We start from the raw sequence: 12,591 nt of genomic DNA on the forward strand, positions 1-12,591 counted from the left end.
CGCCTCAGGATGACATTCCGAGCACCCTAGCTGCCGAGGGCCTCTTTGAGTGCGGCGGCTGATTGCGCCAGCGCCTGCTTGCCCTTATCGAGGACGTGGTAGAACGAGTAGAAGCCGTGGATCATGCCGTCGTAGCGTGTGATCGTTACCGGCACTCCCGCGGCCTGCAAACGTTTGCCGTACGCCTCGCCTTCGTCGCGCAGCGGATCGAATTCCGCCGTAATCACGAGCGCCGGGGGCAAGCCTTTCAGATCCTTCGTGAGCGCGGGCGCGATACGCGGATCTTTCTTGTCTGCCGGGCTGCGCAAATAGTGACCCCAAAACCATTTGATCGATTCTGCCGTCAGAAAGTAGTCACGCAGCGTCTTGTGCGATTCGGTATCGAGTTCCGCCTCGGTCGCCGGATAGATGAGCATCTGGAAGACGAGCTTCGGCGCGCCAGCATCGCGCGCGAGCTGCGAAATCACGGCCGACAGATTCCCGCCCGCGCTATCGCCGCCAACCGCGATGCGCTTCGGGTCGCCATTGATCGACGCGGCGTTAGCTGCAACCCACCTGAGCGCGGCCCAGCAATCCTCGACGCCGGCCGGAAACTTATGCTCTGGCGCCAGCCGATAATCGACCGCGACCGTCACACATTTCGCATGATTCGTCAGGTAGCGGCACGGCCCGTCGTGTGTTTCGAGATCGCCGATGACCCATCCGCCGCCGTGATAGAAAACGAGAATCGGAAACGGGCCGTTGCCCTCCGGCGTGTATATTCGCACCGGGATTTCGCTTGCCGGACCGGGAATCTTGCGATTCTCAATCTTCGCCGGATGCTCCAGCAGCGCGGGCGGAATCATGAAACCGGCGGCGGTAACCTTGCGCGCGTCGGTGGGCGAGAGATCCTGGATCTGCGGACCGCCAACGGCGCCCATCTGATCCATCATTGCTTTGGCTTGCGGGTCGAGCGGCATAACGTCCCCTCCGAGGCGAGGAGTTCGATCGCTCCCCGCGTCACTCCCCTCTTAGAACGGAATAAGACGGCGCATCAAGCGACGCCGCAGAGCGAGCCGAGGATCGTCACGCGGCCAGGCCAGTTTTCGATTCGCCAGTCGCGGCGCACGAGTTTCTCGCGCTCGAGTTTTTTGGCCGCGCGATCGACGAGCGCCGGATCGATCGCGAGCATCCGCGCGATCGCGCGCTCGGCGCCGAAGCCGGCGATCTGGAAATAGCGGCGCACGATTCGATCCGCAGCTTCGCTCGGCGAGAGCGAGCGCGCCTCGCGGATCGCGTCCTCCCATCGATGCTCGACGGTGTCCCACACGTAGCTGAACGGATCGGCGCGCTCCTCAACCTTGAGCGCAAGGAACTTCTCCTGCACCTCGCGCATCGCACGGTCGAACTCGGCGCGGCGCTTGGGCTGCGCGTATCCGCTCGACAGCTTGAGCACGCGCGTCTCCGACGCGCCGCGCTTCGTGAGCGTATCCATCACGAGCTTGGCGCAATGACTCAGCATCCCGCGCTCGTAGAGCTTGCGATAGTTGACCGGCGAGGTTCGCAGCCGGAGAAACGCGCCCAACATGTCGCGCGCGATGAAACTTGGCTTCCCCGCGATCACCTTGCCGTAGTAGACGAGCCGCTTCTCGGGCAGTGAATCCTTGATCCGCCACGTCATTACGATTCCGTAGTCGTGCTGGATATGCTCGCCGGCGACGGGCTCGCGCTCGCCGACGATCGCCTCGCGCAGGCACGGCACGCCCAGACCTGCCGTGAAGGCGGTGCAGAAGCCGACTTCCTCGATGAAGCGCAGCGCCGTGCGCTCGCCGCTTACGCGGCGCGACGGGATGCGCCGAAAATGATGATCGCGATGATGTTCGAGCGGATCCAGCAGGACCGCGCGCTGCTCCCCGGCCACGGCTATCCCGGAATGTTGCGCAGGCATGCGGCGAAGATCCTGTGATAGTTGGCCGTAACGCCGAGGCCGCGCGTGATCCCTTCGAGGCCGACCAGCGCGCGAATTGTAAACACGCTGTGAGCAGGCGACTTGTAGAGCCGGTTCTGCAGCGCGATCTCGCCGACCTTGGTGGCCTTGGCGACGGTGTCGTACTCGGCGGGATCAAATTCGCGGTCGACGATCATCGGCTCGAACAGGATGTGCATGATCTCGACCATCGGCGCCGGATCCTGGTCGCGGTCGAGGTAGCCGAGCTTCATCATTGCCGCGCCGAGCGAGTCGTCATCGCCGCTCACTATCGCCCTTGCCACCTGGAGATTCGCTTTGCGCACCGGCTCGGTAAAGCGGCGAATCGAGCCGAAGTCGAGCATGCCGAGGCGCGGATGATGACTGACGACGTAGTTGCCGGGATGAAAATCGGTATGCAGCATGCCGAATTCGAGCACCTGCCGCCACGCCAGCACGTGCATCTTGCGCGCGACCCACGAGCGCAACTCGAGATCGACCGCCGGGTTCAGCACGTCGGCGAGTCCGTAGCCGTCGACGTAAGTCATGGTGAGCACCCGGCGCGAGCTGAGATTCTCGATGCATCGCGGCACGACGATCTCATCGTCGCCCTCGAGCAGCTGCCCGAAGTCGGCCATGTTGCGCGCTTCGCTGACGTAGTCGAGCTCTTCGCGCAGCCGCTGGTCGAGCTCCTTGTAGATCGCCGCCGTGTCGATCTTCTGGCGCATCACGTCGCGCCCAATGGCCTGCAGCGTGCGGAGCAGGAGCTTTAGATTCTGCAAATCCTCGGCTACGGTCTTGTCCACTCCCGGATACTGCACCTTGACGGCAACTTCGGTACCGTCCTTGAGGGTCGCGCGATGCACCTGGCCGAGCGATGCGGCGGCAAAGGCGGTCTGCTCGAAGCGGCGGAACAGCAGCTCGGGGCGCTTGCCGATCTCCTTGCGGATCTGTTCGGAGATCATCGCGTAGCTCATCGGCGGCACGTTCGATTGCGTCGCGCTGAGGACGTCGAGCGCCTCGCTCGGCAGCAAATCGTGTCGCATCGAGAGCATCTGGATCAGCTTCATGAACGCGCCGCGAAGCTGCTTGGAGCTCTCGACGATTCGGCGCGCGTTGCGGATATGAGTGTCGAGCAGTTCGCGCTCGCGCGCGGGCCCATTCAAAAAGGGACGGCGGAGCTGGTTCCACAGGTAGCTGCTGCCGACCTGCGACGTGAGCTCGCCGATCTTGATCGCGCGCCGCACGCGGCCGCTGGTCAGAGGATTGCGCCGCTCGCTCACGCGACTCCTATTCCGACGCGGTTGATAAGCGTGGCACTCAGCGCGGCGCCGAAACCGTTGTCGATATTCACCACGCTCACGCCGCTGGAACACGAATTGAGCATCCCGAGCAGAGCCGCGAATCCGCCCATGGCGGTGCCGTAGCCGACGCTCGTCGGCACAGCGATCACAGGCTTGTCGATGAGACCGGCGACGACCGAAGGCAGCGCGCCTTCCATCCCCGCGACGACGATCAGCACGCTCGCCAGGCGCACGTCATCGAGGTTGGCGGTGAGGCGATGAATCCCCGCGACGCCGACGTCGTAAAGCCGCGTCACGCGATTTCCGAAGAGCTCCGCGCACAGCGCCGCTTCCTCGGCGACGGGAATGTCCGAGGTGCCCGCGCTGATGACCATGATCGTGCCGTGACCTGACGGCTTCACCTTCTCGCGCACGATCGTGGCGAGCTGCGCTTCGGGGTAATAGCGCAACGCGCTGAGCTTGCGGCGCACGGCGCTTGCCTTGGCGGGCTCGATTCGCGTGACAATCAGATTCATGCCGGCCGAGGTGATGCGCTTGCCGATCGCGACGATTTGTTCGACCGATTTGCCCTGGCCGAACACGACTTCGGGCACGCCGCGCCTGAGCGCGCGATGGCCATCGATCTTGGCGAAGCCGAGATCATGAAACGGCAGCTCTCGGAGTTGCTCGAAAGCCGCGCCTGACTCGAGCTTGCCGGCCGCGACGGAATCGAGGATTTCGCGAATCCGCTTCGGAGTCATCGGCGCTTCAAAACTTCAGGCTTGAGCGGTTGCGGCAAAAGGAGCGCGACCTCGCGCACCGCGCGCAAATCCGAGCGGGTCACCGTGATTGTGATGTCGCCGACGCGCAACTGCTCACCGGGCTTGGGAATATGACCGAGATGTTCGACCACGAGACCGCCGATCGTAGCATACTCATCAGCTTCGGGGAGCTTGAGGCCGAAACGTTCGTTGAGTTCGCTGACCGTGGCGCTCGAGATTGCGAGCAGTGAGCGCGGACCGGCGATGCGGGCATGCTCCTCGGCAAGGTCGTGCTCGTCCTCGATCTCGCCAACGATCTCTTCGAGCAAATCTTCGAGGGTGACGATTCCCGACGCGCCGCCGTACTCATCGACGATCACCGCCATGTTCTCTCCCGTGCGCTGCATCGCAACGAGCGCCTCGTCGAGCGGCATCGATTCGGGAAAGTAACTCACGTGGCGCATCACTTCGCTCACGGGGCGACCGAGATCGGGTGCCTGCAGGAGATCGAAGGCATGCACGACGCCAACGATATCGGTGATACGCCGGCGGAGAACCGGCAGGCGCGTGAAACCTTCGCGGCGCACCATTTCGATCGCGGCTTCGAGCGTGCTTTCCTCGGGGATCGCATCGACCCGCACCAGCGGCACCATCGCCTTGCGCACACCGGCGCGCGAGAAGCGAAAGATGCGGCTGATCATCTGCCGCTCGGCCGGCAGGATCGCGTCGGCGTCGTGAGTGCCTGTCGCCTCCGGACGGCGCGCGAGCCGCAACAGATCCTCGCGCGAAAGAAAGACGCTCTGCATCTCGGAAGGGACGCCCATCAGCCGGCGCAGCGCGCGGCTCAGCCAGGTCTCGATATTGAGCACGGGGCCGAGCGCAGTCGACAGAATCCTGAGCGGCGCGACGGCAAGCATCGCGAAGCCATGCGGATCGCGCAGCGCGAGCAGTTTCGGGATCGCCTCGCCGAGCAGCAGCGTGATCGGCGTCAGGATAAACGGTGCGAGGAAGGCTGCATTCGGACCGTAGCGATGGAGAAAGCTCGTGAGCAGCACGGCGGCAACGACGGTCGCCAGGTTGGCTCCCGTAAGCGTCAGCGCGACGACGCGATCGCGATTACCCAGCAGGCGCATCAGCGTGCCGGAGCGCTTGGAGCCGCGTTCGCTCTCGGCCCGCACCTTGAGCTCGTCGGCGGAGACCAGCGCGATCTCGCTCGCAGCGAAGAACGCCTGGATACCAACGCATCCCAGCACCGCCAGCAGCACGACCGCGAGCATTAGCGCCTGAGCCTCACAAGTTCCACGGTCGCGCCGCGCACACTTTCGACCGTCGCCTCGTACTCGCCGAGCTGGAGATGCTCGCCGACGCGCGGCACACGTCCCTGCTTGCGCAGCACGATACTGGCGAGCGTGCGTCCACCGGCGGGCGCGATTGCGACCGGCAGGTGCTGGTTTAACTGCTTGATATCGATCGCGCCTGAGACCACGAACTCGTGGTCGGAAACCTTCGCGAACTCCGGCACTTCGATATCGAACTCGTCACGAATCTCGCCGAACAGTTCTTCGAGCAAATCATTCAATGTGACGAGGCCGAGCAGCTTGCCGTACTCATTGACCACGAGCGCCATCTGGAAACGCCCGCGCCGCATCTCGTCGAATAAATCGCCGAGCGACTTGCCGGGTGGGATGAAGTAGGCGGGGCGCACCAGGCGCTCGATCCGCGGCGGCGTCGGATCCAGCCTGCGCGCGACGAGGTCCTTGGTGTGGAGGATGCCCGCGATATTATCCGGGGTGCCGCGATAAATCGGCACGCGCGTGTAACCCTCGTGCACGATATCCGCGATCAGTTGGTTAGCCGGCGTAGCGATATCGAGCACGAACATCCGTTCGCGCGGCGTCATCACATCGGCGGCACGGCGCGCGCCGAGATCGAACATGCGATGGATCATCGCACGCTCTGCAGGCTCGACCTCGCCGGAATGCTCGCCCAGCCGCAGGAGAGCCTTGAACTCGGCTTCCGAAACCGCCTCGGGAGTAGGAGCCTCCTCGGCTTGGGCGAGGTACCTGGTTACGGGATGGACGAGGTCGGCGATGAGCACCAGTGAACCGGCAGTCAACGTCGCAAACGCGCCAGGAATGCCGAGCGCGAAGGTCTTGGGCGTGATGTCGCAGAAGATCAGCACGATCACGAGCATCACCGGAGCGGCGATATAGGGTCCGAGCGCGGCGCCGAGCCACAGGATGAGAAAACTGGTGGCGAGACATTCGGCGAAGATGTTGCACGCCTCGTTGAGACCGATAATCACTAGCAGCGATTCGACTGGGCGCTGCATCAAATGTTCGACCGAGCGCCGCACCGAGCTCGCGAGCTGCTCGCGCGTATGCTCCATGCGCACGAGAGCGAAAATCGCGGTCTCGGAGCCAGCCAGCGTCGCGCTCATCATCACGAGCACGCCGACCGTCACCGGCAGCAGCAGCATCAGCATCAGCGTGTCCCTTGCGCGCGGAGCTGGTCGAAGCCGGCATTTGGCGGAAGCTTGGCGCCGCTCAATTTGATTCCCCGCCCCTTTACGATTCTGCCGATTCGCGTCACCTCAATTCCCAGCCGCTTGGCCAGCTCCCGCGCCGAGATCCGTGCGGATGCGCAGAACAATAACTCGTAATCTTCGCCGCCCGAGAGTGCATATGAGACGTCGGCTCCCACAGTCCGTCGGTACGCGTCAGAGATCGGCACTGATAGGGCGTCGATCTCCGCGCCGACCTTGCTGCGCTCGAGAATATGCCCCAGGTCCTGCAGCAACCCGTCGCTGATATCGATCGCGGCGGGAGCGGGACGAAGCTGCGCAAGGCGGATTCCTGCTTCGATACGCGCCGCCGGCTCAAGATACCTGCTCACCAGATGTTGACGCGCCTTGGCTGGCGCGCGCATCTCGCCCGCGAGTATTCGCCATCCAAGAGCGGCGTCACCGACCGTGCCGGTGACGAAAATATCGGCGCCGACGCGAGCCGTATCGCGGCGCAACACACTTTTCCCCGCATCACCCAAAAGTGCGATCGTGATCGAGAGTTCGCTCGCACTGGTGATGTTGCCGCCGACGATGTCAACATGCGCGCGGCGCGCCGCCGTCCTCAGACCCTGGTTGAGTCCGTCGATATACTCGAGCGCAACCGTCGGCCGCACCCCGAGATTGATCACGCAGGTATGCGGCGTCCCGCCCATCGCAGCGATATCGCTAAGGTTCACCTCGAGTGCGCGGATCCCGGTTTGTTCCGGCGAGCCCCACCCCATCTTGAAGTGAACATTCTCGACCATCGAATCGATCGTGACTAGCTGATCTCTGGACGAGCTTCGAATGATCGCGCAATCGTCGCCCGGTCCCAAAATCGTCCGGCGCGACAAGCGGCTGCGCGCGGTCAAATGCGCAATTAGCTCAAACTCACCGGGAAGGCCTTTTCGACCGGATGGCACACGGCGCAACTGGCGGGCAGCCAAATCGTCAGGGTCTCTGCGCCGGGCGCGGCGCGACTCTGGCATAAGTCAAACAAGCGAACACGCCACGACGCTAAACGATTCGAATAACACGGGCAATAGGACGGTCACGCGGGTGTTCGCGACGCAGCCTGGCCATGCACCGGCAGCTCGGCGACGAGTCTGAGGCCGCCCCGCTCGCCCGGGTGCGCCGAGAAGATTCCGCCGGAAGCTTCGGTCAGGCGGCGCGCGATATAGAGGTTCAGGTCGCGCGACGGCGATCCAAACCCGTTGCGCGGGAACTGCGTGCACAGCGCCGCAAGCTCGCTCGCCGAAATAGCGGGGCCGTCGTCGCAGACTTCGATCCTGATTTGATTCTCGTGCGGGCCGCATTCGAGCCTTGCGGCGCCGGAATCGACGCGGCTCAACACGAAACCGACGAGGTTCTTGACGATACGCTCGACGTGCCGCGGATCGTGACGGCATCGCGGCAGCTCACACAATGCGGTCTTGAGCTCGACACCGCGCCGGCTCGCCTGGACTTCGCAGCTATCGACTACCTCGCGCAGGTTCGGGGTGAGATCAATCTCGCGCGGCTCCGTGACTAGCCCGTGCGCCTCGATCTGGTACATGTCGAGCAGGTTGCTGACGACAAGGTCCATGTTCCAGGCCGCCAACCCGAGCCGCGCCAGCAGGTCAGAACGATCCTGCGGCGCCAGATCCTGGGCCTGCAGCAGCGTCGCATAGCCGGCGATTGCAGCCAGCGGGCTGCGCACGTCATGCGCCATCGTGCTGATTTGAGCGTCGCGGAAACCGGCCGCCTCTTCGAGATCGCGCACCTGCTGGCGCAAGCGGCGGCGATAGCGCTCGATATAAACCGAGCTCGATTGCGCGAACGCGAGAGCCGTTACCAGCGCCGCCAAGTGGGCCGGAATGTAGAGTTTAGGATCACCCAGTAGCATCGGCATGAGCACGTAGAGCGAAAGACTCGCCGCGTTCATCGCCAGTTGCCATGACGGCGTCCACGCGATGTAAGCGGAGGTGGCCAGCGGACATAGCATCGCCGAAACAAAGAGTGTTTCGGGCCGTTGCGACAGGTGGGCGAAGATCCCGAACGTGGCGATCAAGGCCATGCCGAAGCACAGCGAGACCGGTCGCCAAAATCTGCGAACGGTATTGGACCAGAACGCCGCGCGAAAAATCAGGAGCTCGCCCAGGGCCACCCATACCCAGACCAGTCCGCGCGGCGAATACCCGAAGCCGAAAAGCTCTATCAACAGGTAGCCGGCAGTAACCAGAATCGCGACATCGGCGCCCTGCCACAGCACATTCAACGAATCCAGGTCGCGCTCGATTAGCCCCAGGGTTAGGCGCCGGCGGCCGGCGAGAGTCGGCGATAGCCTCGCCCCGGACCCGCTCATCGCGTGCGGCTCCCGGCTTGCAGCGCGGCGTTCATCGCGTCCAGCGCAAAGTCGATTTCCTCCGGCGTGATCGTGAGCGGCGGCGCAAGCCGTACGACAGTGTCGGCATTCAACGTCCAGTTGATAATCACGCCGCGCGCGACGGACTCGGCGACGAAGCGCGCGGCCATCGCCGCGCTGCGCATCTCGATACCGATCAGGAGACCGATACCGCGTACGGCCGCGATCTGCTCGGAGCCGAGCGATTCGATTCGCTGTCGGAACCGATCGCCGATCGCTTGCGCGCGCTCCCAGAGCCGCTCCGCCAGGATTACGTCCAGCGACGCGAGCCCGGCGGCGCACGAAAGCGGATGGCCGCCGAAGGTCGTGATGTGTCCGAGCGGAGGGTCGTGCGCCAGCACGTTCATTATTTCATCGCGCGCGGCGAACGCTCCGAGTGGCAGCCCCCCGCCGAGCGCCTTCGCGAGAACAATCACATCAGGAACGACGCCGTAGTGCTCCAGCGCGAACAGCTTTCCCGTGCGGCCGAATCCAGTGAGAACTTCATCGAAAATCAGCAGAGCGCCCGAGCGATCGCATAGCTCGCGCAATGCCGCAATGAATTCGCGGCCTGGAATCCGCACGCCGCCCTCGGCTTGCACCGGCTCGACGACGACCGCCGCGATCGTGTCGTCGATCGCCTCCAGCGACGCGATGTCGTTATAAGGGATGTGGCGCACCGGTCCGGGTAACGCACCAAACGGCTCTCGAAACGCGGGATTTCCAGCCAGCGCCATCGCGCCCATGGTGTCGCCATGATACGCGCCGTCGAACGCGACGAATCCCGAACGCCGGGTCAATTTGCGCGCCGCCTTGAGTGAGCCTTCGATCGCCTCGGCGCCGCTGTTCGTGAAGTAAATTCGATCCAGCGGGCGTGGCAGCACTTCAGCGAGTCGATCGGCGAGGCGTGCCTGCTTTTCGATCACGTATTCGCCATAGACCATGACGTGCAGATGGCGCCGCATCTGATGCTCGATTGCGGCGAGCACGTGCGGATTGCCATGGCCGAGCGCGGAGACACCGATACCCGCGATCAGATCGAGATATCTGCGGCCGTCGGTCGCGCAGAGCCACGAACCTTCAGCGCGCGCGATCTCAAGGCCGAGTGGAGAGTCGGAGGTTTGCGCGACGTGACGCAGGAATTTGTCCCCTAACTCGCTCATCGTGGGCTTATCATGCGATCGAAAAACGCGCCGCCATGACGCCAGTCGAGCGGCGGCGACTGCATCTCGCCCGGCGCGCAAATGCGCGGGATTTGCAGATGTTCGAGGATGGCGCGGATCTCCGCGCCGGTTTGACCCGCTGCCGCCAGGGACATCGATTCAAGATATGGCGATGCCGGCTCGATACGGCGTCCCAACTCGGCGGCATCGGCCACCGCGCTGACAACGAGCGTGCGATACCCGGGCGATACTGAAAACGAAGCCGCCGCGTCGAAGACCACCGTCCAATCAAGTCGCGGGCCCTCGATCAGCTCGAGGTCGTCGCCACCGATTGCGCGCCAGCGTGCGACTTCACGCACGCGCCGAATCGCGGCCGCGTCTTCGAGAGGCAGCCGCAAGGGCGCAGGGAATCTGCCAGCGGTATTGCGCAGCTCGGCCGCGATCCGTCGGGCAAAGTCGCGCGCACCAGCAGCATCCGCTTCAACGACAAAGACATGATGCGGCGAAAGGCAGCCAAGTTGCTCGTAGAGGGAGGTATCGATCGCGATCGCCGCGGCGATTTCACCGAGCCTCGATGCGGGCATCGCTTCAGGGGCGACGATCGCGCCGCTGATTCGGCTGCCGAAGCCGACGAACGCGCGATCGTTCGAGAGCGCCGAGATCGTCGCGTCGTCGCCATAGGCAACGAGAACGTCGACAAGCTCGGCGAGCTCAGCGGACATTTGACGGTCGTCGCGGCTCCAGTTGAACACCGCGAGGTGCTGGCTCAACGCAGGATCGATTTCAGCGAGCGCTGCTTCGAATTCGGTCCAGAAAATGGGCTCGCTGGAAGCAGCTTTAACCAGCAGACCGCAGCCCGCGAGCATCGCGAGGACGATTTCGTGGATACCCGCCCCCGCTGCGTTGCCAGCCATAACGAACGCGCAAAGTTCCGGACGATGACGAGCGCGCTGCGCGAGTGAATCGAGAGCATCGTTTGAAAACGGATGAAGTAGCGCGTCGAGCGAAGCGTCGAGGAGCGGGGCGGAGAATCCGGTGCGCGAGGCGATTTGCTCAACGACGCGCCGCCGTCGAACATTATCGCGTTGCTGAAACTCCGAGAGCACCCGCGCCAGCGATGATGCAATTCGCGCGGAGGAAAGCGGGCGAGCAAGCGCCGCGCGAATGCGCGTCGCCGCTGCATGGAGCGCGCCGGCGTTAAGCGTAGCCGCTCGCGTGCCGGCAGCGAGGCTCATGATGCGACACTCGCTGCGTTGCGATTCTGGCGTTTGCGTTCCACGGCTTCGAACTCGCCGATCGCGAGCGCGCATCCACGGGCCTCGCTCGCAGCCGCGCGGCCCACCAGGCGCACCCGATCTCCGCGCACTACACCGATATCCTCGGTCATCACGGCTGAGATCGAACCAACGTTGGCAAGATCAAAAAACGCCAGCAGTCCCATCTCACCGTCGGACACGCCGGCGAGCGTCACGGGATCGAGGGCGCGGACGCGCAGCCACGGCGGCGCGATCTTCACGCGCGGGCCGCTGGCGACTTCGCGCGAGTTGAATCGCGTTGCGTCGTAAAGCTGCGAGCATAGCTCCGTCATCCCGTATTCGTTGATCACGAGGTCGGGTTCGATTCCGAGGAACTGGCGCGCTCGCCCGATCACCTCCGCGGGCGTGAGCGGAATCGCCTGACCCTTTGCGCCGCCCGTATCCATCAGGCGCGAGCCCGCAGGCAGATCGATTCGTTCACTACTAGTCTCAATATGCTCACAAAGAGAGGCAAACGCCGCCGTCGTGGTCAAAATGCAGACCGGCTCTCGATCCGCCGCGGCGCGCCGCAGAAAATCCTCGGCCGCCGCGATATCGACACCTTGCCGATTCGCCGCATATAGCATCGTCCGCGCGCCGAACTCCTCGATGCACCACGTGACCATCGTCGAGAGCGACGACTCGGGCATCACGTCCGACCCCGGATGCATCGCGAGCATCCGCGACCGCGCTCCGTCCGCAAAGAGCATCCGCCTGAGATGCGCAAGCGCTGAGGCGCGGTAAATCTCCGGATGCATCACAACATGGCGTCCGCGATGCGATCGCCCAAGCGTGGTTCCGCTGGTGAGGAACTCGAGACGCGGAGCCGATTCGTCGTGAGCCAGGTTCGCATACTTGAAGGCCGCCGTGCTCACGACCGGGACCTCATCGACCGAACGGATTTGACTCGGATCGGCGCCGCGCGATTCGCAATAGGCGCGATAGTTCCGCACCCAATCGAATTGATGGCGAAACGCACGTATCGCGAGTTCATCAAACCGCGATGGCTGCGGATTCCGGATGAACTCAAGTATCTCCTGGTAAATATCAGGCATTTAAACGAACGATGTCGGTCGATTCGATGATGACACCGCTCGCAGCAGGCATTCAATCCTGCTCAATGAGCCTCAATGATTCTGTGCCGCGGTTATTTACCCCACGGTCCGGCTTGTGTAACATTAACGTGGTGTCGGTGGGGAGGAAGGGTGTCCTCGCA

Annotated in this window: 11 protein-coding genes; all 11 read right to left on the reverse strand. The window is 63.7% G+C overall.

Annotated elements, in window-relative coordinates:
- Window positions 1-26: 26 nt before the first annotated feature.
- The 11 genes from VMA09_02660 to VMA09_02710 all read right to left on the reverse strand — a co-directional run bounded on the left by VMA09_02660 (window position 27) and on the right by VMA09_02710 (window position 12,430).
- Window positions 27-959: an alpha/beta hydrolase gene (locus tag VMA09_02660; GenBank protein ID HUA32480.1), complete on the reverse strand. Its 933-nt coding sequence runs from the start codon at window positions 957-959 to the stop codon at window positions 27-29.
- A 74-nt stretch (window positions 960-1,033) separates the two neighbouring features.
- Window positions 1,034-1,927, reverse strand: coding sequence for a hypothetical protein (locus VMA09_02665; protein HUA32481.1), 894 nt, complete (start codon window positions 1,925-1,927; stop codon window positions 1,034-1,036).
- Entirely contained in the window at window positions 1,903-3,228 is a 1,326-nt protein-coding gene (locus VMA09_02670; protein HUA32482.1) for an AarF/ABC1/UbiB kinase family protein, read from the reverse strand. The genes VMA09_02665 and VMA09_02670 overlap by 25 nt, the downstream gene beginning before the upstream one ends.
- Window positions 3,225-3,989, reverse strand: a complete 765-nt coding sequence (larB, locus tag VMA09_02675; protein ID HUA32483.1) for a nickel pincer cofactor biosynthesis protein LarB — start codon at window positions 3,987-3,989, stop codon at window positions 3,225-3,227. Before larB ends, VMA09_02670 begins: the two co-directional genes overlap by 4 nt.
- Window positions 3,986-5,266 carry a hemolysin family protein gene (locus VMA09_02680; protein HUA32484.1) on the reverse strand — a complete coding sequence of 427 codons (1,281 nt, stop codon included), beginning with the start codon at window positions 5,264-5,266 and terminating at the stop codon, window positions 3,986-3,988. Before VMA09_02680 ends, larB begins: the two co-directional genes overlap by 4 nt.
- Window positions 5,266-6,474 (reverse strand): hemolysin family protein, encoded by a 1,209-nt coding sequence (locus tag VMA09_02685; GenBank protein HUA32485.1) that lies wholly within the window; start codon window positions 6,472-6,474, stop codon window positions 5,266-5,268. Before VMA09_02685 ends, VMA09_02680 begins: the two co-directional genes overlap by 1 nt.
- Window positions 6,474-7,523, reverse strand: a complete 1,050-nt coding sequence (thiL, locus tag VMA09_02690; GenBank protein HUA32486.1) for a thiamine-phosphate kinase — start codon at window positions 7,521-7,523, stop codon at window positions 6,474-6,476. The genes VMA09_02685 and thiL overlap by 1 nt, the downstream gene beginning before the upstream one ends.
- A 62-nt stretch (window positions 7,524-7,585) precedes the next feature.
- Window positions 7,586-8,878, reverse strand: a complete 1,293-nt coding sequence (locus VMA09_02695; protein HUA32487.1) for a HAMP domain-containing sensor histidine kinase — start codon at window positions 8,876-8,878, stop codon at window positions 7,586-7,588.
- Window positions 8,875-10,080: an aspartate aminotransferase family protein gene (locus VMA09_02700; protein ID HUA32488.1), complete on the reverse strand. Its 1,206-nt coding sequence runs from the start codon at window positions 10,078-10,080 to the stop codon at window positions 8,875-8,877. Before VMA09_02700 ends, VMA09_02695 begins: the two co-directional genes overlap by 4 nt.
- A complete protein-coding gene (locus VMA09_02705) occupies window positions 10,077-11,315 on the reverse strand; it encodes an acyl-CoA reductase (protein HUA32489.1) in 1,239 nt (412 codons plus the stop codon). Before VMA09_02705 ends, VMA09_02700 begins: the two co-directional genes overlap by 4 nt.
- Window positions 11,312-12,430: a hypothetical protein gene (locus VMA09_02710; GenBank protein HUA32490.1), complete on the reverse strand. Its 1,119-nt coding sequence runs from the start codon at window positions 12,428-12,430 to the stop codon at window positions 11,312-11,314. The genes VMA09_02705 and VMA09_02710 overlap by 4 nt, the downstream gene beginning before the upstream one ends.
- Window positions 12,431-12,591: the final 161 nt, after the last annotated feature.

This window comes from Candidatus Binataceae bacterium, from assembly GCA_035508495.1.
Taxonomy (GTDB): Bacteria; Desulfobacterota; Binatia; order Binatales; family Binataceae; genus JASHPB01.

Coding starts and splice junctions, on each gene's coding strand:
- VMA09_02710 (HUA32490.1), bottom strand. CDS start 12,430: ATGCCTGATATTTACCAGGAGATACTTGAGTTCATCCGGAATCCGCAG.
- VMA09_02695 (HUA32487.1), bottom strand. CDS start 8,878: ATGAGCGGGTCCGGGGCGAGGCTATCGCCGACTCTCGCCGGCCGCCGG.
- VMA09_02700 (HUA32488.1), bottom strand. CDS start 10,080: ATGAGCGAGTTAGGGGACAAATTCCTGCGTCACGTCGCGCAAACCTCC.
- VMA09_02705 (HUA32489.1), bottom strand. CDS start 11,315: ATGAGCCTCGCTGCCGGCACGCGAGCGGCTACGCTTAACGCCGGCGCG.
- VMA09_02660 (HUA32480.1), bottom strand. CDS start 959: ATGCCGCTCGACCCGCAAGCCAAAGCAATGATGGATCAGATGGGCGCC.
- larB (HUA32483.1), bottom strand. CDS start 3,989: ATGACTCCGAAGCGGATTCGCGAAATCCTCGATTCCGTCGCGGCCGGC.
- VMA09_02685 (HUA32485.1), bottom strand. CDS start 6,474: ATGCTGATGCTGCTGCTGCCGGTGACGGTCGGCGTGCTCGTGATGATG.
- VMA09_02665 (HUA32481.1), bottom strand. CDS start 1,927: ATGCCTGCGCAACATTCCGGGATAGCCGTGGCCGGGGAGCAGCGCGCG.
- thiL (HUA32486.1), bottom strand. CDS start 7,523: ATGCCAGAGTCGCGCCGCGCCCGGCGCAGAGACCCTGACGATTTGGCT.
- VMA09_02680 (HUA32484.1), bottom strand. CDS start 5,266: ATGCTCGCGGTCGTGCTGCTGGCGGTGCTGGGATGCGTTGGTATCCAG.